The organism is Rahnella sp. CG8, assembly GCF_023701875.1.
In the GTDB taxonomy this organism is placed as follows: domain Bacteria; phylum Pseudomonadota; class Gammaproteobacteria; order Enterobacterales; family Enterobacteriaceae; genus Rahnella; species Rahnella aceris.
The window spans coordinates 93,562-114,507 of the sequence record NZ_JABAED010000013.1 but is presented as its reverse complement, the minus strand read 5'-3'; the positions used below and the strand labels follow the sequence as shown (position 1 = coordinate 114,507).

The 20,946-nt window shown below is 53.8% G+C and carries 19 protein-coding genes; 13 read left to right on the top strand and 6 right to left on the bottom strand.

What is annotated here, in order from left to right; genetic code table 11:
- Entirely contained in the window at positions 1 to 1,434 is a 1,434-nt protein-coding gene (locus HGO41_RS14155) for a M81 family metallopeptidase (protein ID WP_015690073.1), read from the bottom strand.
- Positions 1,435 to 1,446: 12 nt separating this feature from the next.
- Complete coding sequence (locus HGO41_RS14150) at positions 1,447 to 2,586, bottom strand: ROK family transcriptional regulator (RefSeq protein WP_013575959.1); 1,140 nt, start codon at positions 2,584 to 2,586, stop codon at positions 1,447 to 1,449.
- Positions 2,587 to 2,821: 235 nt separating this feature from the next.
- Between HGO41_RS14150 and HGO41_RS14145 the strand changes: the two genes are divergently transcribed.
- From HGO41_RS14145 to HGO41_RS14130, 4 genes are read left to right on the top strand one after another with little or no spacing between them, the layout of a single operon-like run.
- On the top strand, positions 2,822 to 4,366 hold the full coding sequence (locus HGO41_RS14145) for an ABC transporter substrate-binding protein (protein WP_013575960.1): 1,545 nt from the start codon (positions 2,822 to 2,824) through the stop codon (positions 4,364 to 4,366).
- Between the two features lie 27 nt (positions 4,367 to 4,393).
- The gene (locus HGO41_RS14140) at positions 4,394 to 5,314 is read left to right on the top strand and encodes an ABC transporter permease (protein ID WP_013575961.1); all 921 of its coding nucleotides are present in this window, start codon (positions 4,394 to 4,396) and stop codon (positions 5,312 to 5,314) included.
- A complete protein-coding gene (locus HGO41_RS14135; protein WP_121019210.1) occupies positions 5,314 to 6,180 on the top strand; it encodes an ABC transporter permease in 867 nt (288 codons plus the stop codon). The genes HGO41_RS14140 and HGO41_RS14135 overlap by 1 nt, the downstream gene beginning before the upstream one ends.
- Positions 6,177 to 7,106: an ROK family protein gene (locus HGO41_RS14130; protein WP_223510191.1), complete on the top strand. Its 930-nt coding sequence runs from the start codon at positions 6,177 to 6,179 to the stop codon at positions 7,104 to 7,106. The genes HGO41_RS14135 and HGO41_RS14130 overlap by 4 nt, the downstream gene beginning before the upstream one ends.
- A 174-nt stretch (positions 7,107 to 7,280) precedes the next feature.
- On the opposite strand, the gene HGO41_RS14125 is transcribed toward HGO41_RS14130, so the two are convergent.
- Positions 7,281 to 7,850, bottom strand: coding sequence for a GNAT family N-acetyltransferase (locus HGO41_RS14125; protein WP_112152533.1), 570 nt, complete (start codon positions 7,848 to 7,850; stop codon positions 7,281 to 7,283).
- A gap of 101 nt (positions 7,851 to 7,951) precedes the next feature.
- Between HGO41_RS14125 and dapF the strand changes: the two genes are divergently transcribed.
- The 5 genes from dapF to aroQ all read left to right on the top strand — a co-directional run bounded on the left by dapF (position 7,952) and on the right by aroQ (position 13,148).
- The gene (gene dapF, locus HGO41_RS14120; protein ID WP_250981152.1) at positions 7,952 to 8,791 is read left to right on the top strand and encodes a diaminopimelate epimerase; all 840 of its coding nucleotides are present in this window, start codon (positions 7,952 to 7,954) and stop codon (positions 8,789 to 8,791) included.
- 322 nt (positions 8,792 to 9,113) lie between these two features.
- Positions 9,114 to 10,493, top strand: coding sequence for an MFS transporter (locus tag HGO41_RS14115; RefSeq protein ID WP_013575966.1), 1,380 nt, complete (start codon positions 9,114 to 9,116; stop codon positions 10,491 to 10,493).
- Positions 10,494 to 10,598: 105 nt separating this feature from the next.
- Positions 10,599 to 11,861, top strand: coding sequence for a gallate dioxygenase (locus tag HGO41_RS14110; RefSeq protein ID WP_250981151.1), 1,263 nt, complete (start codon positions 10,599 to 10,601; stop codon positions 11,859 to 11,861).
- On the top strand, positions 11,858 to 12,691 hold the full coding sequence (locus HGO41_RS14105) for an amidohydrolase family protein (protein ID WP_250981150.1): 834 nt from the start codon (positions 11,858 to 11,860) through the stop codon (positions 12,689 to 12,691). The genes HGO41_RS14110 and HGO41_RS14105 overlap by 4 nt, the downstream gene beginning before the upstream one ends.
- Positions 12,692 to 12,707: 16 nt before the next feature.
- On the top strand, positions 12,708 to 13,148 hold the full coding sequence (gene aroQ, locus HGO41_RS14100) for a type II 3-dehydroquinate dehydratase (protein ID WP_015690079.1): 441 nt from the start codon (positions 12,708 to 12,710) through the stop codon (positions 13,146 to 13,148).
- Positions 13,149 to 13,217: 69 nt separating this feature from the next.
- On the opposite strand, the gene HGO41_RS14095 is transcribed toward aroQ, so the two are convergent.
- The 3 genes from HGO41_RS14095 to HGO41_RS14085 all read right to left on the bottom strand — a co-directional run bounded on the left by HGO41_RS14095 (position 13,218) and on the right by HGO41_RS14085 (position 17,167).
- Entirely contained in the window at positions 13,218 to 14,471 is a 1,254-nt protein-coding gene (locus HGO41_RS14095) for an O-antigen ligase family protein (RefSeq protein WP_153376534.1), read from the bottom strand.
- Complete coding sequence (locus HGO41_RS14090; protein ID WP_250981149.1) at positions 14,464 to 15,576, bottom strand: glycosyltransferase; 1,113 nt, start codon at positions 15,574 to 15,576, stop codon at positions 14,464 to 14,466. The genes HGO41_RS14095 and HGO41_RS14090 overlap by 8 nt, the downstream gene beginning before the upstream one ends.
- 361 nt (positions 15,577 to 15,937) lie before the next feature.
- Complete coding sequence (locus HGO41_RS14085) at positions 15,938 to 17,167, bottom strand: LysR family transcriptional regulator (protein WP_131637878.1); 1,230 nt, start codon at positions 17,165 to 17,167, stop codon at positions 15,938 to 15,940.
- Between the two features lie 151 nt (positions 17,168 to 17,318).
- On the opposite strand from HGO41_RS14085, the gene galB reads away from it, so the two are divergent.
- The 4 genes from galB to HGO41_RS14065 are packed head-to-tail and all read left to right on the top strand — an operon-like array spanning position 17,319 to position 20,798.
- Positions 17,319 to 18,065 (top strand): 4-oxalmesaconate hydratase, encoded by a 747-nt coding sequence (gene galB, locus HGO41_RS14080; protein ID WP_013575973.1) that lies wholly within the window; start codon positions 17,319 to 17,321, stop codon positions 18,063 to 18,065.
- The gene (locus HGO41_RS14075) at positions 18,062 to 18,787 is read left to right on the top strand and encodes a 4-carboxy-4-hydroxy-2-oxoadipate aldolase/oxaloacetate decarboxylase (RefSeq protein ID WP_217216684.1); all 726 of its coding nucleotides are present in this window, start codon (positions 18,062 to 18,064) and stop codon (positions 18,785 to 18,787) included. Before galB ends, HGO41_RS14075 begins: the two co-directional genes overlap by 4 nt.
- 9 nt (positions 18,788 to 18,796) lie before the next feature.
- Positions 18,797 to 19,921 (top strand): 4-oxalomesaconate tautomerase, encoded by a 1,125-nt coding sequence (locus HGO41_RS14070; RefSeq protein WP_223510186.1) that lies wholly within the window; start codon positions 18,797 to 18,799, stop codon positions 19,919 to 19,921.
- Positions 19,914 to 20,798 (top strand): NAD(P)-dependent oxidoreductase, encoded by an 885-nt coding sequence (locus HGO41_RS14065; protein WP_223510185.1) that lies wholly within the window; start codon positions 19,914 to 19,916, stop codon positions 20,796 to 20,798. The genes HGO41_RS14070 and HGO41_RS14065 overlap by 8 nt, the downstream gene beginning before the upstream one ends.
- Positions 20,799 to 20,946: the final 148 nt, after the last annotated feature.

Sequence of the window (20,946 nt, the reverse complement as noted above, 5' to 3'; positions counted from 1 at the left end):
TCATTTGCTCCTGGAGGAAAGCTGCACCTGCGGCACGTAGCTGAAGTCACGGTCAAACGGGAACGTTTTACGCGGTTTGCGATGGCGTGGCAGGCGTTCGACAAACTGATCGACCACGCCATTCGACAGCGCCATCAGGTTCGGGCTGGCAATCGGTGCCAGTTCCGGTGACAGATAGCCGGATTTCACGACAACAATGTCCGCGGTATGCGGATCCAGTTCCAGCACGGTAAAGTCGCTGATGTTGTGATACGGGCGGCGGCGCGCCGACACCACCACATCAATTCCGCCAATGCGCAGCACGGCCTGACGGTCAGCCGGTGCCAGTGCGTCAAGCAGGAAGACGACTTCAAATTCACCTTTCACCTGCGGGCTGGAATGATCGAGCGACGCGCCAAGTGTCAGCGTCAGTATTGACCCGACACCGGCATTGAATGCGGCATCGGTTGCCGGTGCATCAGCAATCCCGGCCACAATGGTATTCTGCGCATACTGTTTGATCAGTTCCTGCAACACATCCGCGCGGTCACCGACACCGCCACCTGTCGGATTATCGCCGGAATCCGCCAGCACCACCGGCCGCGTTTCACTGGCAATCGCTTTTTTCACACAGGCCTCAACGGTGTCGGTTTCGCAGCCGAACACAAAATCTTCCCGTGCGTCCCAGTAAGCCTGTGCCAGTTGAGTGGCCTGCTGCTCCAGCACAGTACGGTCGGTGCCGGTCATGATCACCGCCGCCGTCGCACGCGGCTCATCCGCCCACACATAACCCACCATCAGTGAGCTGTCCCACACGCCGTCAACTTCATCCATTTCCGGCAAACGGGCGTACAAACTTTTTGCCGGTTCATCTTCCGTGCTGGTGCGCTCACCGGGTAACACCACCGGTACCGGCACCCACAGCAGCGTCGGTTTTACGCCGGTTTGCAGATGCTTTACCAGCATGGCGACAGAACGGCGCATGGTTTCTTCCACATCAATATGCGGCGCAGTGCGGTAGGTCGAAAACATATCAATGGCGTCAATAATGCGTTGTGACACGTTGCCGTGCAGATCATAACTGACGCTGATCGGGCAATCCGGCCCGACGGCTTTACGCGCCGCGGCAATCCAGTCACCTTCGGCATCCTCCAGCCCTTCAACATACATCGCGCCGTGCATCGCCAGATACAAACCGTCGAACGGTTTTCGCGCCTCCAGACCCGCCAGCATTTCCGCTTTGAATTTATCGTACGTCGCACGCGCTACCGGACCACCGGCAATAGCACGGGCGTGAATTGTCGGTAAAAACGTCGCAGGATAGTCCTGCAAAAAACGAAAGCGCGGTGATGCCAGTAACTGCGCATCACGCACGACGGTGAAATCCTTTTCCTCGTTAAGCACCGGATTGTAAGTGCTGCATTCAATATGGATACCGCTGACCGCTATACGCATGTTGCTCATTCCTCAGACAGGCTTCAGACCAACCAGAAAGCGATGTGCGGCTATACTCGCCGCCGCGCGCGCCCAGGTGTCGTCGTTTAGGGTAAAAGTACGAACCGGTGTTTTACCGGCGTTGCCCGGCAACACATTGGCTTCAACAGACTGATGTACAACCGTGCCGAACAGCCCGGAAAAATCGGCATCCTGATGGGCAATCAGGATCAGGTCCGGGTCATTGATTTGAATCAGATGCGATATCGCCAGGCCCAGCGCAGAACCGGCACGGTGCAAAATACGGATTGCCGCCGTCTGGCCCTGCATCGCCAGTTGTTCCAGCCCGCCGATCGTGGAAGCATCCAGCCCTTCAGCTTTGGCCATTTCCGCAATAGCATTGAGGGAGGCCAGCGTGTCGAGACAACCGCGCTTGCCGCAGCGGCATGGAGAACCGTTCAGCTCCAGCGTGCAGTGCGCGATCTCCCCTGCACCGCCGTGTAAACCACGATGCAATTGCCCGGCGATGAAATGCGCGCTGCCAATCCCCGCCCCGTGGCTGACCAGCGTAAAGCTGCTCAGATCCCGCGCCTGACCAAAACTTTTCTCGCTTACCGCCAGCGCTTTGGCGTCATTTTCAATAGCCACGTCCATGCCTGTCGCCTGCGAAATCAGCCTGGCCAGCGGCACATCCCGCCAGCCCAGCAACGCCGACTGCACGCAGGTCGACTGATGTTCATCGATAAGACCCGATAGCGTCACGCCCAGCCCGACCAGCTTTTTTGCCGCCTCGGGATGAGGCTCGAGCAACGCCGGTAAGGCGCTGGCGATATTGGCTGCCAGTTGTTGCGGATCCGCATCAGCAGCAAAAGACACCCGCGAAAGTATTTCGCCATGCAGATTGATCAGGGCCATTTGCGCCGGATTTTGCAGCAAAGAAACACCGGCAAACCACGCGCCGTCAGGATGCACGACCAGACGTACCGACGGTCTCCCCTGTCCGCTGCCCGGCACCGTTTCTGCCTCATGCAGAAAACCGGCCTCGATCATCTCGCGTACCACGCCGCCGATAGCCGCTTTACTCATTCCTGAGGACTGCGCCAGTTCGGTACGGCTTAAACCGCCTGCGGCATTCACTGCGCCCAAAATCTGACGTTGCAAAGTTGTTAGCATATTCGTTTTGGCGCTCTCAGTTTTCGCTCATCTGCATTGACATTAAACGGTAGAAATGGATATATCAATGCCAATTAGTTCACAAATTAAACTAAATGTTCCGATATAAGTATTTCATATGAACTATTTGTTAAATCTCTTTGTTAAAACAAACTGTCATTAAAACCGGCGTTTTACTCAACCGGCAGACTGAGCCAGAGCCACTTAATCCGATTTTTCACGCAGAGGGCAGAACATGAAGATTACCCGTTATATCCGGCGTCCCTTACCGTTAACGCTGCTGAGCAGCGCCCTTCTCGCCGCGTTTTCGCTGCCGGTGTTTGCCGCCACGCTGAACGTGATGCAAAACGAAGCGCCGCGCAGTATGGATCCGGGCAACCAGACCGCGACCTTTACCGGCACGGTACTGGATCCAATGTATGAAGGTCTGCTGCGCATGTCGCCGCAACTCAAACCGGAAGCGGCGCTGGCGACCTCGTGGAGCAGCGATGAAAGCGGGCTGGTGTGGACCTTCAAACTGCGCAGTGGCGTCACTTTCCACGACGGTACACCGTTTAACGCTGACGCTGTTGTCGCCAACTTTGCCCGCCATCTCGATACCAAACGCGGGCTGGCCGCCAGCGGACGTCTGCGCACCTTCCTTGACAGCGTCACCAAAACCGACGATTCCACCGTCGTGTTCAAACTGAAAAAACCGTATCCGGCCTTCCTGAATTTACTGACTACCGGCGCCTGTCTGATGGTCAGCCCTGCAGCGGATAAAACCGGTACGCTGGACAGCAAAGCGGTCGGCACCGGCCCGTACAAAATGGTGCAGTACAAAACCGGCGAATTCGTGCTGGAAGAAAAATATCCGGGTTACTGGGGTGATAAAGCCGCCGGACCGGACGACATTAAATGGACCTGGAGCGCTGAGCCTTCGGTCATGAACATGGCGTTGCAGGCGGGTGAAACCGACGTCATCAACCCTGTGCCGCCACAATTTGCCCGCGTACTGAAAAATAATCCTAAATTCAGTTTGCATGAAAGCCCGGGTGCCGCCGTGTTCTGGGTTGCGCTGAATACCGACCTTAAACCGCTGAGTGACGTCCGCGTCCGTCAGGCACTGAACTATGCCACCGACCGCGACGGACTGGTGCGCGCCATCATGTCCGGTTTCGCACAACCGGCGAATTCCCCGCTGGCACCGGTGACCGCCGGTTATGACAAAACACTGAACCCGTATCCGCTGGATCTGGCAAAAGCCAAAGCCCTGCTCAAAGAAGCCGGTGTGGCTGACGGTTTCACGATGTCGATTGCCGTACAGGGCCAGGATGCCCGTATCGGTCAGGTGCTGCAAAGCATGTGGGCGAAAATCGGCGTGAAACTTGACGTGCGGATCATGGAAAGCGGCGTGTGGACTAAAGCCGCGTTTGCCGATCAGGCCGGTAAAAAAGCCGATAACACCGGTGCGGTGCTGGCTTCCTGGTCTTCCGGCGCCAACGGCGCAGATCTGCAACTCCGTCCGCTGTATTACAGCAAAAGCTTCGCACCCGGCGGCGCAAATCTGGGCTTCTTCAGTGACCCGAAACTGGACGACATGTTAGACAAAGCCGCCTCAACGCTGGATGAAAACACCCGCAACGCGATTTACGTTGACGCCCAGAAAGAAATTAACCAACAGGCACCGCAGGTGCTGTTGTATTACCAGAATGATTTGTACGCCACCGGCACGAATATTTCAGGTGTCACGATGATCCCGGGTGGACAAATTGTGGTGAAAGATGCACAGAAAAAATAACCGCAGTATCTACAGTGGAAAATAGCCATGAAAGCCTATCTTGCCAAAAAGCTCATCGCCTTCCCGGTCATCCTGATCGGGGTGTCGATGCTGATTTTTGTGTCCATCCGCGCGCTGCCGGGCGATCCGGCGCGTCTGATGGCCGGGCCTGAAGCGACGCAGGAAGCGGTCGATGCCATGCGCGTTCGTCTCGGGCTGGATCAGCCGCTGGTGACGCAATATCTGCATTTTGCCGGTGATGTGTTGCATGGCAATCTCGGCATCTCGCTACAGTCGCAGCAGCCGGTCACGCAGGAAATCGGGGAACGAATGCCGTATACCCTGATGCTGGCGGTGCTGGCGTACTTTCTGGCTGTAGCGGTTGGCGTTCCGGCGGGCATGATAGGCGCGGTTTACCGCAACCGCTGGCCGGATTTTGGCGTGATGTTGCTGGCGATTGCCGGCGCGTCCATCGCCAACTTCTGGCTGGGGCTGATGGCAATGAACACCTTTTCGGTCAATCTCGGCTGGCTGCCGCTGCTCGGCGCGACATCATGGAAAAGCTACATTCTGCCTTCCGTGACGCTGGCGGTTTTACCCATGGCGGTGATGGCGCGCATGACGCGTTCCAGCATGCTGGATGTCTTGTCGGAAGATTATATCCGCACCGCGCGCGCCAAAGGTTTGTCCGCCACTACCGTGTATTGCAGCCATGCGTTTCGCAATGCGCTGATCCCGATTGTCACTATTGTGGCGCTCAATTTCGGCAGCCTGATTGGCGGCGCAGTCGTCACCGAATCCGTCTTTAACTGGCCGGGCATTGGTCGCCTGCTGGTGGATTCCGTGCGTTATCGCGATTATCCGGTCATTCAGGGCGTGGCGCTGGTCGCCGTCTGCGGCGTGGTGGTAATGAACCTGCTCGGTGAATTACTGATTGCTTTCCTGAATCCAAAAATAAGGTTCGATTAATGTCTGCCATTATCACGCAATTACCCCGTCGCAAACCGCGCACGTTGCGGTTGTTCCGCTGGTTATGGCGTCATCCGGCCGTGGCTCTCGGGGGATTTATTGTCAGCCTGATCGTGCTGATGGGCTTGTTTGCGCCATTGATCACCCGTCACGATCCTTACGCACAAGACCTGATTGATACCCTGCTTTCTCCGAATGCAAGTCACTGGTTCGGTACGGATGATTATGGCCGCGATATCTTCGCCAGAGTGATTTATGGTGCGCGGATTTCGATTATCGAAGTGGTACTGAGCGTCGGGCTGGCAATGATTATCGGCATTCCGCTGGGAATTATCGCCGGCATGGCGGGCCGTTATACCGACATGATCATCATGTGGTTTATGGACATGCTGTTTGCTTTTCCGGGCATCGTGCTGGCCATTCTGGTGGTCAGTATTCTCGGCGGCGGGCTGGTGAACTTGCTGATCGCGATTTCATTGTTTGCCATTCCGGTATATGCACGCCTCAGCCGTAACCTGACGCTCGGTTTAAAGCAGATGGAATACGTGGAAGCCGCGCAGGCGCTGGGTTTATCAAATTACCGTATTATCGTGCATTACATTTTGCGCAATGCCATCGGGCCGATTATCGTGCAATCGACGCTGACTGCCGGCACGGTGATTCTCGCCGCTGCCAGCCTGTCATTTCTGGGGCTTGGCGTGCAGCCGCCGATGCCGGAATGGGGTACCATGATGAGCGATGGCCGGAACTTCCTCGGCATTAATATTTACCTTTCGCTGTTCCCCGGTCTGGCCATTATGCTGACCGTGCTTGGTTTTAACGTACTGGGCGACGGACTGCGAGATTTACTGGACACACGCTCATGAGTTCTGCAGTTTTTTGCGCCGATATCGGCGGTTCATTTATTAAATTTGGTGTTTCACGTTATTCCGGCGAAGTGGAAGAATGCGGCAAAGTGCCGACACCCGTTGCCTCATGGAATGATTTCGTTAACGCCATGCAAAATCTGATCAACACGTATGGCGCTGATTTACCGGCTGGCACACCACTGGCGATTTCCACCGCCGGGCTGGTCTCCCCCCAAACCGGCGAAATGCTGGCCACCAACATTCCCGCGTTCACCGGACATTCTCTGGCGCAAGATCTCAGTGCTGCGCTGGACCGCCCGGTCACCGCCGCCAACGATGCAGATTGTTTTGCCCTCGCTGAAGCCCATGCCGGTAATGCGCAACATCAGTCCGTCGTGGCGGCGATTATTTTAGGTACCGGCGTCGGCGGAGGACTGGTGATCAACGGTCAGCTCGTTCGCGGTCACGGCGGCGTCACCGGCGAATGGGGACACGGGGCGATTACCCGCACGGAACTGACGATTGACAACAAAAAATACGCCGTTCCGCGCCTGAAATGTGGCTGCGGCCAGACTGGCTGCCTCGATATGCTCGGCGGTGCGCGTGGCATGGAACGTTTGCATCAGCATTTTCACAGCCAGCAAAATACCAGTCTGGAGATTGTCACCGGCTGGCTGAACGGGCATCCCGACTGTTCGCTGACCGTGAATGCCTGGCTGGGGCTGGTCGCTGAACCGCTGGCGCTGCTGGTCAACATCCTCGGCCCTTCCCGTATTGTCGCGGGCGGCGGGCTGGCCTCGGCAAAAGAACTTATCGCGGCGCTGGATGTGAAAGTACGCGGCGGTGTGCTGCACACTTATGCAGAACCGTTGCTGATACCGGGGAAATTTTTGACCGACGGCGGATTAGTGGGGGCATCGGTACTGGGGAGGATGCAGAGTTAGTTGTTTGATCCTTTCCCTGCAATGGCCGTACAGTTTTGGTTTCAACTCCTCCCCCTGCGAAGGGGGAGGCAGGGAGGGGGTTTTAAGTATTGAAACAAAGGCCTGCGTGGTCACGTATCCCACTGATTTATCTTTAATACCCCACCCCAACCCTCCCCTTCGCAGGGGAGGGAGTCAGACCCGTTTTAGCCGATACAAACAATGTTCCCGCAACCAGTGCCCTTCCTCAATCACCGGATGCATGAAGTTCTCTTCGGGATCGCACACCATTCCCAGCTTTTTCATCACTGCCTGTGAGCGGACATTCGGCAGCGCTGTAAATGCCACAATTTCGTTGAGCCCTAGCTGAATAAACCCGGCATCCAGCGCAGCGCGGGAAGCTTCGGTGCAAAAACCCTGTCCCCACGCATCCGCCCGTAAACGCCAGCCGACTTCAACGCACGGGTTGAACGGCAGGTTATATCCCGGTGTATGCAACCCGACGAAGCCCATAAACTCGCCGGTTTCACGTAACTCAACCACCCAGATCCCCCACCCACGTTCAGTGATCAAATCCCGACAGCGGATCGCCATTTCATCACTTTTTTCACGGGCCAGCACTGACGGGAAAAATTCCATCACCTGCGGATCAGCGTTCATGGCGGCAAAAGGTTCAAAATCTTTATCCTGCCACTGGCGCAAAATCAGTCGCGATGTGGTGATAGCCAGCGGCGGCGATGCAACGGGGACGGTAAAAGACTGCATAAACAACTCCTTTTTTATGGCAGACATGGGTTAAAAGTAAATTCTGGTATTTCCTGTTAATGATATTTATAACAATAATAAATAATTCCGGAGCTGCCATTATGATTTTTCACCGCTATCACGGACTGGGTAACGATTATCTGGTCTGCCATCACCGCGTCGCCGCCCTGCTCAGTAACCAGCAAATCCGGCGCATCTGCGATCGTCATTACGGCATCGGTTCCGACGGTTTGCTGATCGACAATGACGATGCAGATATCCCCTCCCTGCGTATTATCAATCCTGACGGTTCAGAAGCTGAGAAAAGCGGCAACGGTCTGCGTATTTACGCCCGTTATCTGTTTGATATTGGCCGCGTCGCGCATGAGCCGTTTCTGGTGAATACACCGGGCGGGCAAGTGTGTTGTGAAGTCACCGACTGCGCCCATCAGGTGATCGTGGATATGGGGCAGGCAAAATTCTCGCCAGCCGCTTTACCCGCCAGTGTAGAAGGCGATGAAGCTCTCGCGCTACCCATCGTCGCGGGCGGGCATAATCTCAGTGCGACGCTGGTATCCATGGGCAATCCGCACTGCGTGATCCGGGTGGACAAACTGGATCTGGATTTAGTAAAGCAACTCGGCTCAGAGATTGAAACGCTGGCGATTTTCCCGAAACGTACCAACGTGCAGTTCGCGCAGGTCCTTGATCGCAATAATATCAGCATCGGTATCTGGGAGCGCGGCGCGGGTTATACGCTGGCTTCCGGCAGCAGCAGTTGCGCGGCAGCCAGCGCGATGCGCAAACTCGGGCTGGTGGATGACCATGTCACGGTACATATGCCGGGCGGAAAACTCGCCATCAGTTTCAGCGGCGACTTTCAGGTCAACATGCGTGGCCCGGTGCAGAAAATCGCCATAATTACCCTTGATAACGACTGCTTCCGGGATATGCCGGCATAGCATTCTGGCCTGCTGGACGTTCCCGACTCACCTCCCTTGTATGAAACTCTCCTGACGGCAGCCTGTCTGCCGCTCTTTCTGCACGCCCCCTATAAACAAAACTCATACCTGCATAATGATTTTATGGCAGACAGCATGCTTTGCAGCCCCTAAGTTGGTTATCAGGAAACACAAGAATGAATAACCAACTTACTGTTTAATAAATAAAATAATACTTATAAAAACCTCTCACGGCCGTTCTCCGTGCTTAACCGGTCAGTGAAATTTTGTTCAAAGTTTTAATCCGATCACATATTAATAAAAAAAACAGAGAGCGTACCCTATGAGCAACAACACCATCGTGGATGTGAAAACGTGGATAGATGAACGCCCGATATCGAAATATCAATGGGTGGTTTTATCGCTGTGTTTCATCATCATCATGTTCGACGGTTATGACGCCGCGGTGATGGGCTTTATCGCCCCGGCGCTGATCGAAGACTGGGGCATCAGCCGCGCGGAAATGGGGCCGATCCTGGGTGCCGCCATGTTTGGCGTGGCGATCGGCGCGCTGATTGCCGGACCGAACGCGGATCGCTTCGGCCGCAAGCGGGTGCTGATGTGGTCGATTCTGTGTTTCGCCCTGTTCAGTCTGCTGAGCACCTTTGCCCGCACGCCGATGGAAATGGCAATCCTGCGTTTTCTCACCGGTCTCGGCTTAGGCGCGGTCATGCCTAATACCGTGACGCTGGTGTCGGAATACATGCCCGAACGCCGCCGCAGCCTGATGATCACTGTGATGTACAGCGGCTTTAACGTCGGTTCCGGCGCGGGGGGATTTGTCGCGGCCGGTCTGTTGCCGCACTTTGGCTGGAAAGCGGTGATTTTTGCCGGTGGGATTTTGCCGCTGCTGATGCTGCCGTTACTGCTGTGGATCCTGCCGGAATCCGCCATGTACATGGTGGTGCGTAACGTCGCGAAAGAAAAAATTGCCAAAGTGCTGACCCGCGCCGGGGGTGTTTTCAGCGAAGGAACCAAATTTGTGCTCAAGGCGCCGGTTATTCAGAAAAAAGCCAAAGTATTCCAGCTTTTCACCAATGGCTACGCCAAAGGCACGATGGTGTTGTGGGTCACTTACTTCATGGGCCTGTTCGTGATTTATCTGCTCAACGGCTGGTTGCCAACCATTATGCGTAACGGCGGTTTCTCGCTGGAACGCGCGGCTATCGTCGCCGGTTTGTTCCAGTTGGGCGGCACTTTCGGCGGCCTGATGGTCGGCGGGCTGATGGACAGATTCACCGCCAAACGTGTCATTGCGGGTTTCTACATGATGGGCGTGGTCAGCCTGCTGTCGCAAGGTATTGGCAACTTTGGCCCGGATATTCTCGCCCTGCTGGTGTTCATCAGCGGTGTGTGTATTAACGGCGCACAGACCGGTTTGCAGGCGTTTTCTCCGGCCTTCTATCCGACCGAAATGCGTGCCACCGGCGTCTGCTGGATGCACGGTATCGGCCGCAGCGGCGCGATTATCAGTTCATCGATGGGCGGCGTTCTGCTGGGCGTTTTCTCCGGCCAAAACATGATCTTTATTATTCTGGCGCTGCCTGCGTTGCTGGCGGGGCTGAGCATTCTTTTACACCGCGCGGCGCACCCGGCCGAGATGATCAAAGGCGTTGATATTACTGACATCCCGGAGTTGTCGCGCACCATGAATATCCGCTAGTCTCCGGATTAGCCACCTGATAATTAGAAACATATTCATCACCATAAATAATGCGGCGCGACGTGCGTGTCGCAGTTACCCTACAAAAAGTATTGAGGATTTAAGATGGCGAAAATCATAGGCGGTTTAGCAGTTTCACATACCCCGACCATCGGTTTTGCGGTTGACCATAACAAGCAGGAAGAAAGCGCCTGGGTGCCGATTTTCGAGAGCTTTGCGCCGATGCAAAAATGGCTGGATGAGAAAAAACCGGACGTGCTGGTCTACATTTTCAACGACCACGTGACCTCGTTCTTCTTCGATCACTATTCCGCCTTTACGTTAGGTATCGACGAGCAGTATGAAGTGGCCGATGAAGGCGGCGGCCCGCGTGACCTGCCTGCGGTCAAAGGCCATGCGGCGCTGTCTCAGCATATCGGTGCCAGCCTGATGGCGGATGAATTCGATATGTCGTTCTTCCAGGATAAGCCGTTGGATCACGGTTTGTTCTCGCCGCTTTCCGCCCTTCTCCCGCATGAAGGCGGCTGGCCGACACAAATCGTTCCGCTGCAAATCGGCGTATTACAGTTCCCTATTCCCACCGCCCGCCGCTGCTACAAACTCGGTCAGGCGCTGCGCCGTGCGATTGAAAGTTTCCCGGAAGATTTAAACGTGGCGATTGTCGCCACCGGCGGCGTGTCGCATCAGGTTCACGGCGAACGCTGCGGGTTTAACAACCCGGACTGGGATGAGCAGTTTGTCGATATGATCGTCAACGACCCGGAACGTCTGACCGAAATAACGCTGGCTGAATTCGCCACGCTGGGCGGCATGGAAGGCGCGGAAGTGATCATGTGGCTGGTGATGCGTGGTGCGCTGTCAGCCAATGTGAAGAAACTGCATCAGGCTTATTACCTGCCGTCGATGACCGGTATCGCCACGCTGATCCTCGAAAATCAGTCGCGTGAAGCGCCGTATGATGTGCAACAGCGCCAGCGTGACAAAATCGCGCAACAAATGGCGGGCGTTGAAAAGCTGCCGGGCACCTATCCGTTCACCCAGGCACGCAGTCTGAAAGCGTTGCGCATCAACCGTTTCCTGCACCGTCTGATCCAGCCTGCATGGCGTGAACGTTTTCTTACCGATCAACATGCGCTGTTTGCCGAAAACAAGCTGACGGACGAGGAACAGCAACTGCTGCGCGAACTCGACTGGCGCGGCATGATCCATTACGGCGTCAGTTTCTTTCTGCTGGAAAAACTCGGCGCGGTAGTCGGTGTGTCCAACTTACATATTTATTCCGCGATGCGGGGCGAATCGCTGGAAGAATTCCAGAAAACCCGCAATCAGCAAGTTCTCTATTCAGTAGCAGGTAAAGCGAAAGCATGACAATTTTTGATCAACCCAAGATCGACACCCATCACCACGTGTTTGATCCGGCGCGCTTTCCGTACCTGCCGGACACGCCGTATCGTCCGGAAGGTCACGAGATTGGCACCACCGAGTATTACCGTGCCGTGATGCAGGCGTACAACATCCGCCACTCGCTGATTGTCGGCCCGACCTCGGGATATAACACCGACAGTGCGTGTCTGCTGGATGCGCTGCAAAAAGGCAACGGGCGCTTCAAAGGCATTGCCGTGGTGCCGTTTGACATCGGCATTGAGCGGCTTGTAAACCTGAAAAATGCCGGTGTGGTCGGAATTGCCATGAACGTCGCGATGCTCGGCACGGAGCCGTTTTTGCATCTCGACGGCCTGATGGGGCGTCTTGCCGAACTGGATATGTTCGCCGCCATTCAGGTGCAAAACGATCAGCTTCTGGCATTGTTGCCGCTGATTAACCGTACCCGCGCACGGCTGCTGATTGATCACTCCGGGCGACCTGACGTCACGCAGGGGCTGCAACAACCGGCTTTTCAGGCACTGCTCAGCCTCGCTGACCAGCAAAGAGCCTGGGTAAAACTCTCAGGCTTAGCGAAATTCAGCCGTCAGCCTTTCCCGTATCAGGACGGGCACGCCTACCAGCACGCCCTGCTGGATGCCTTCGGCGCGGAGCATTGCATGTGGGGTTCCGACTGGCCGTTCCTGCGGGCGGAGCACCGGATGGATCTCGGTACGTTACTGATGCTGGTCGGACAATTATTTCCTGATGAAAAGATCCGCCAGCAGATTTTGTGGCAGACCCCGAAAGATTTGTTTGGATTTACGGATTACTGAAAAAAGGCAGACACTGATGAACTACAACATTGCCGTATTCAACGGCCCGAATCTCAATTTACTGGGCACCCGTGAACCGGAAACCTACGGTCACGACACGCTGGCGACCATCGAAAAGCTTTGTCATCAGACTGGCGAAAACTGCGGCGCAAAAATCGAATTCTTCCAGACCAATCACGAAGGAGATCTGATTGACCGCATTCAGGCATGCCGTGGCAAAGTGGACGCGATTGTGCTCAACGCCGCTGCCTGGACGCACACTTCAGTAGCTATTCGTGACGCCGTGACCGCCGTCAGCCTGCCGCTGTACGAAGTGCATATCACCAACGTGCATAAACGCGACGCCTTCCGCCACCATTCATTCCTTTCCGACGTTGCCGTCGGCGTAATCTGCGGTTTTGGCATTCAGGGCTATGAATATGCGATCAGACAGGCTGTGGTGAATCTGAATAAATAAAGCAGATTTTTGGAAAAAAACTTAAATAACATAAGGATTCAGAGTGTGAATCCTTATATTTCAGGCATGTTATTCAGCAGATTTTCGAATACCAATACAGCAGACTGCCAGCGACATGACAAACAATGTTGCTGTCTGATCATAAAGAATCACTGAATCCGTCAGTCCGGTAACGAATAAAGCAATAAATGGTAGCACCATGCCTTTAATATTAACTTTCCTCACCCACCCATAGATTAAAACCAGATAAGGCAGCAATAAGGAAAACGTTCCTAATAATCCCTGAAGTGTAGTGACCTCAAGAAATTCGTTGTGCATATTATATTGAACATTGGTATAGCCTTCCGTGTTTTCCGGATGATGCGTTTTGATAAACGCTCTGGCCAACGTGGTTCTCTCATCAGGCGTAGTAAAACCAATATGGTGATGTAACAGGTATATACCACTTTGCCAGATCGCCACCCTGGCCCCCAGTGATGTTGAACTTTGTACATCATATTTCTGGATATCATTAATACCCTGGGCCCAGCGATGCCCGGTGATGCCTAAAATCGTCACAATAGCGAGCACGACCAACCCCGCCATCTGCCAATTTTTTCTTAAGTCTATTTTATACTCTAAAAATATAAAGGTAAGCTTAAGGAATATGAGAGCGAGAATGGTAATTCTTGTCCCACATAAATACAGGAGGATAAAGGTCAGTATAAAAGCCCCTAGATCCACACATTTTGAATAACGATGATTTTCTAACCGGCTTAACCCCAGATAAGCCGCGTATATGAAAATAATCATATAAGAGGACATTGACGATGCATCAGTCGTCAGTTTTATCCGGTCATTCACGGTATAAAAATGTTCATGTAACCCGAAGCCCAGCGTAACAATCAACCCCACCACGATTATTACTTTACTTAAGAATATAGTTTTTTGAGTTGTCAGCGAACCATACACAGAAAGACATAAGATGACAAAAGCACCCAGCAGGATCCTTTTGCTCCCTACTAAATAATTGTTAATGATGCCTGCGCTCGTCGGCGAGGGATCTATGCCATTATGCTTTAGCATCATTGCCCAGACAAAACGGACTGCGGCTAAAAAAAACAATGAAAAGAACATCACCAGATAAAAATGTTCATTCTTAAATGAGATATCCTTTTTGTAAATAGCATATAAAGTGGTAAAAAAACTGACGTAAGAAACAACATAGAATATTTTTTGTGGCCATCCGGTAATAAACATGCTCAATGAAAGTGAAATGCAAAGAGCAATAACTGATGCATTAACAATTATTTTCAAAGGAGCTGTAGCAGATTTGCTATTCATCTTTTCCCTCAGCAATCTTATTAAGAATATTCTTAAAATTATTCATATACGCATCTTCGTAAAACTTCCCGATACTTTCCTTTATCACGGCCTGCTCTGGCAATACCCGATCACTGCCTATTTTATTAATGATTTGAGAAAGCGTAATAATGTCATTTTGCGGATAAAGTTGCCCATTAATATTGTTTTCAATTATTTCTGACGGACCGCTGATACAATCAGAGGAGACGCAATATATTCCCCGGGATATCGCTTCCAGCAGCACAAGCGGGAAGCCTTCGAAATTAGACGTCATGACCAGGCAAGTGACTTCTTTGATATTATTTTCGACATATTCCCAGGGGTCACTTTGCCATCCATGCCAGGTAATCTGATCAGAAATCCCCGACTGTTGCGTATAAGATTGACATATGGCCAAATCTTCACCATCTCCCACGATATCTAATGACCAGCGGACATTGACCCGGGCAAGCGAATCAAAGAGATCTTTTAACTGCTTTTGTCTTTCAAAATGTATTCTGCCGATGTAGAGGATTCTGAGCGACTCAGGTCTTAAAATAACCGTATCCGTTTTTTTCACGGGGTTAAAAACCACATCGACGTTATTTTTTTCGACACCCAACTCTGTCAGTTGATTTTTTATTTCATCGCTGATCGCAAAATGATGTTCTGCTGATAACAGATAATGCGGGCGATACCGCTCCCGGGGTGGAAGATGCATCCATGTCGATAAAACAGTCTTATGCGCAGAAAAGGTAATTGCACGACGTGCCATTAAGCTGGGTATTGTATTAAGTGTAATGACATGTTCTGGTTTATATTTTCTGATAAAAAAGAGAAGCCGCAGAGTATGTATGAAGTTTTTTACTTTTTTATTTCGTAGTGTGCAGACACTTTCAAATAGCACGGCATTATCGAGCCAGGATTTTGAGTACGTCTTTTCACCACTATTGATGACGAAAAAACCCGCCTCAAACTCTTCACTCTTTTTGAGTGCTGATATTACCTGGCTGGTCACGTTTTCCATGCCGCCACGCCCGATAAGTAAATCTGTCACAAGCACTATTTTCTTTTTATTAATAACTTCTTTTTCTTTAGTTATCATAGTCCAGTCTCTTCACAGCCCTCAAACCGCGAGAGCAATATTCAACCTTTATTTCTCAACACATATTTATACAAGGTTTATCAAAAAACAGGCATTCCCTTCACAAGGGCGGACATCTTACCTTAAAATGACAGGCCATTCATGTACAAAACAGACACAAACGTAACCTTGTCTTAAAAATTAGAGAATTCCCAATACTGACAGAGCCTGTAAAACGAGGGCGATCTGATACAGGTATTTTGTTTATACAACGAACCGGAATTCATCCTGTTTGTATTAAGGATAATAATGACCCAAAACCCAAAGCACATAACAACATCGTTCATATTTCACACACGATAATTACCCGTAATCAAAATTTTCATATGAAAATGGGGTTGCCACACACTTTTCTGATCTCCATCACCAGCGCCTCTGCGGCAGGTGAAAGCAGACTTCCGGCGCGGAAGGTCAGGCCAATGGCGCGGTGCGTATCGGCCAGATCCAGCGGCAGTTTAACCAGTTCGCCGGATTCAAGCTCATGCTCAAGCTGGCGGGCTGATACTGCTGCCAGCATGTCCGAACCGAGCAGCAGCCCACGCACAATCCCCAGATCACCGCTTTCCACCACCGGGTCCGGCGGCGGTATCCCCATGGCGGCAAAACTGTTATCCAGCAGGTGTCTTGCCGGGGTTTCAGCACGCGGCAACACCCAGCGCGCCTCGCGCAGAGTTTCCTGCGTGACATTTTCTGCCAGCAACGGATGTCCTTTTCTCGCCAGAATCACCATGCTTTCGGTAAACAATGTTTCTGTTGCCATATCAGCCGCATAATCACGGGATCTCAGCGCGCCAAAAATAAAGTCCACTTCGCCGGACCGCAGCTCGGACGCCAGTGCGCTGAAGGCACTTTCGTTGGTCACCACTTTCACGCCGCTGTAGCGCTGCGTCAGGCCGATAATCGCCTGCGGCAGTAAGCGCGTGCGCCCGAGTGGCAAAGCGCCAACCTGCACAGTGCCTTCCAGCACACCGCGACGGGCGGCAATGTCGGCGGGAATATGACGCAATTCATTAAGCGCACGACGCAGGTTCGGCACGATATCCTGCCCCGCAAGTGAAGGCATCATGCCATGCGGTGTGCGTTCCAGCAGCGCAACACCGGCACCGTTTTCCAGTACTTTCAGCGCAGCACTGACCGCGGGCTGGCTGAGGCCGAGCAGCGTGGCGACCGTCTGCATATGCCGGGTTTTACACAGAGAGATAAAAATTTGCAGACGCCGGACGTTAAACAGATACAGCGGTTCGGTATCACCGCGCCTTTGCCCGCTTTTGCCCTGTAATTTCGCCAGCTGTGAGGGGATCTGCCGCAATTCGGCAATCGCCCGTCGCGCACGCGGCAGCACGCATTTACCGAAATCCGTCAGTAGCATGCCGTTGGCGTGACGTTCAAACAACGGAACGTCGAGGGACTGTTCCAGATCCCGTATCGCCCGTGTTACCGCAGATTGTGTGCGGTACAGTTCATCAGCCGCGCGGGATACACTTCCCTGGTCGACCACCTGACAAAATGCTCTGATTTGCATCAGGTTACTCAACATCTGCGACTGTGCCATCCCCTTCTCCCTTCAGCTTTTTTTGCGTGACCTTTCCCTGCAATATAAATAAAACGCATACCCCCTGCAATCAAATGAATTACCCGTCGCAGACTCAGACTGACAGCATGGAACTCAGACTTTTTGAGAACAAAAAACCAAGGACATCTCCATGACTCAGCCAAAAAAAGAGAACACTAAAAGTGCATTAGTCGTCAGTGCCCACTCTGCCGATTTCGTCTGGCGTGCGGGTGGCGCCATCGCCAGACATACTCAGGCCGGTTACGCCGTGCACATCGTTTGCCTGTCGTTTGGTGAACGCGGTGAGTCTGCCAAACTGTGGCGCAAAGGCAATATGACCGAAGAAGTCGTGAAAGCATCACGCCGCGAAGAAGCCATGGCCGCCGCCGAAATCCTCGGGGCCAGTGTCGAGTTTTTCGATATGGGCGATTATCCGCTGCGCGCCGACAAGGAATCGTTGTTCCGTCTGGCCGATGTTTACCGCCGCGTACAGCCGCATTTTGTGCTGACCCATTCGCTGAAAGACCCGTACAACTACGATCACCCGATGGCGACGCATCTGGCGCAGGAAGCGCGGATTATCGCGCAGGCAGAAGGCTATAAGCCGGGCGAAACCATCGTCGGCGCGCCACCGGTTTACTGTTTTGAACCACATCAGCCGGAACAGTGCGACTGGAAACCCGATGTTCTGCTCGATATCACTGATGTCTGGGACAAGAAATATCAGGCCATTCAATGCATGGCCGGTCAGGAGCATCTGTGGGAATACTATACCCGCGTCGCCCAACAGCGCGGCGTGCAGGCCAAACGTAACGTCGGGATCACCAGCACCAAAAACATCGTTTACGGCGAAGGCTATCAGAGCCTCTTCCCGCGAGTGACGGAGGATTTAGCATGAGTCTGGTCGGCAAAAAAGGCGTCGTGGTTCGCCATATTCCACGGGCAAATAAAGCAGATGTATCGGCACTGGCGGCTTTTGGCGTGGCGACGGTACATGAAGCGCAGGGTCGCAAAGGCTTGCTGGATGCGGGCATCCGTCCGATACAGCAGGATTGTGCGATTTCCGGCAGCGCCGTCACCGTGCTCACCGCACCGGGCGATAACTGGATGTTCCACGTCGCCGTCGAACAATGTCAGCCGGGCGATATTCTGGTGGTTGCGCCAACCTCGCCCTGTTCCGACGGCTTCTTCGGCGATTTGCTGGCAACGTCACTGAAAGCGCGCGGCGTGGTCGGGCTGATTGCCGATCTCGGCGTGCGTGATACCAAAACGCTGCGAGATATGGGTTTCCGCGTCTGGTCACGGGCCGTTCACGCGCAGGGTACGATCAAAGAAACGCTCGGCTCCGTGAACGTGCCGGTGGTTTGCGCCGGACAGTTAGTGAATCCGGGCGATGCCATTGTGGCCGATGATGACGGCGTTGTGGTCATCCCCCGCGAAGAGGTCGCGCAAGTGGCACAGGCCAGCCGTGAGCGTGAAGCGCTGGAAGAAAGTAAACGTGCCAGGATGGCTGACGGTGAACTCGGATTGGATATCTACAATATGCGCCCGCGTCTGGCAGAAAAAGGCCTGAAGTATTTCGATTCGCTGGAAGAACTGGAAAATGCCGCAAGGCGCTGAGGAGCCGATATGCCGCAGACCCGAATCCCCTGCCTGCTGATGCGCGGCGGGACGTCAAAAGGCGCATTTTTTCTGGCGGACGATTTACCGCACGAGCAGGCCTTACGCGACAATGTGCTGCTGGCGGCGATGGGTTCCCCCGATCCGCGCCAGATTGATGGCCTTGGCGGCGCCGATCCGCTGACCAGCAAAGTGGCGATTATCCGCCCTTCGGCACGCCCTGACGCCGACGTCGATTATCTTTTTGCGCAGGTTAATGTCGATAAAGCCGTGGTGGATTACGGACAAAACTGCGGCAATATCCTGGCTGCCGTCGGCCCGTTCGCCATTGAAAGGCAACTGCTGAGCGCGGTTGAAGGGATTACCCCGGTGCGGATCTTCATGGAAAACACCGGCCAGATTGCGACCGCGCATGTGCCGGTAAAAGAGGGTCAGGTGTGCTATCAGGGTGAGTTGCGCATCGACGGCGTACCGGGCACCGCGGCCAAAATCAGCGTGGAATTTGCCAATATCGCCGGTTCCAGTTGCGGCGCGTTGCTGCCAACCGGTAACGCCCGCGACACGTTCGACGGTATCGACGTCACCTGCATCGACAACGGCATGCCGGTTATTCTGCTGCGCGCCGCCGATTTCGGGCGCAGTGGTTATGAAAGCCGTGAACAGCTGGATGCAGACACGGAGCTGAAAAAAGGCCTCGAATCCATCCGCTTACAGGCGGGCCCGAAAATGAAACTCGGCGATGTCACGCAGCGCACCGTGCCAAAAATGACATTAATTGCCGAACCGCGAAATGGCGGTGCCATCTCCAGCCGGACGTTTATTCCGCATCGCTGCCACGCCTCGATTGGCGTACTCGGCGCGGTCAGCGTCGCCAGCGCCTGCCTGATCCCCGGCAGCATCACCGAAGGGCTGGCACATACGCCGTCCGGCAACACGCCTTTAATCAGCGTGGAACATCCGGCCGGGGAATTCAGCGTGGAATTACAACTCGATCCGACAAAAACAGGGGCAGAACGGCTGGCTGGCTGTGCCCTGTTACGTACCGCAAGGCTGATTTTTGAAGGCCGTGTCGCCATCCCCGCCAGCGTCTGGGACGGTCATCAGGACGATCAACAGGGATCTCATCATGAATAACGTGACCCGCATTACCCTCATCGGCCTCGGCGAAGTGGGCACCATTCTGGCAACGGATCTGAAAAAGCAAAATCCGGCACCGGATATCGTGGCGTTTGATAAGCTGACAGATTCAGCGGTTATCCGGCAGCGCGCCCGTGACGCCGGAGTGCATTTTGCGCCGTCACTGGAAGACGCCGTGAAAGGCAGTCAGATCATTTTCTCCGCTGTGACCGCCGCCGAAGCGTTGAATGTAGCCGGTGCCGTCGCCCGGCATCTCGCACCCGGTCAGTTCTTTCTCGATCTGAATTCAGTTTCGCCGCACACCAAACGCGAAGCGATGGCGCTGATTGAGCAGGCGTGTGGCAATTACATTGATGTCGCCGTCATGGCCCCCTATCCGCCTGCAAGGCTGAAAACCCCGTTACTGCTGGGCGGCACACATGTTTACGCGATCAATGAATGGCTGAATGAAACCGGATTTAACAGCAAAGTTCACAGCAACACCGTCGGAGAAGCCTCGGCGATAAAAATGTGCCGCAGTGTGATGATAAAAGGCCTGGAAGCGCTGACCGCCGAATGTCTGAGTGCCGCACGTCAGTACGGCGTCGAGAAAGAAGTGCTCGCCTCGTTGCACGCCAGCTTTCCGTCACTGGGCTGGGACGGACCGTTTCCGCATTATCTTATCAGCCGCATCGCTGAACACGGCAAGCGCCGCGCCGAGGAAATGCGTGAAGTGGTGAAAACACTGGAAGACGTCGGCGTCGCGCCCAACCTGAGCCGGGGAACCGTACTTGCCCAGCAGGGGCTGGTGGATGCGCTGGCCGCGAAGGGGGTCAGATATACGGATCTGGAGCCGTTTGACTGGGGGAGGACAGTAGATCTTTTACGAAAATAAGTTGTCCCTTTCTCACCTGACCGGAGGAGAAAACCGGTCAACTCCCTCCCCTGCGAAGGGGAGGGTTGGGGTGGGGTATTACAGAGAAATCATAGCGTTGAAGTTTGCTTTGGCACGTTTTTACCCGGCGGATACTTCAACAATCGTT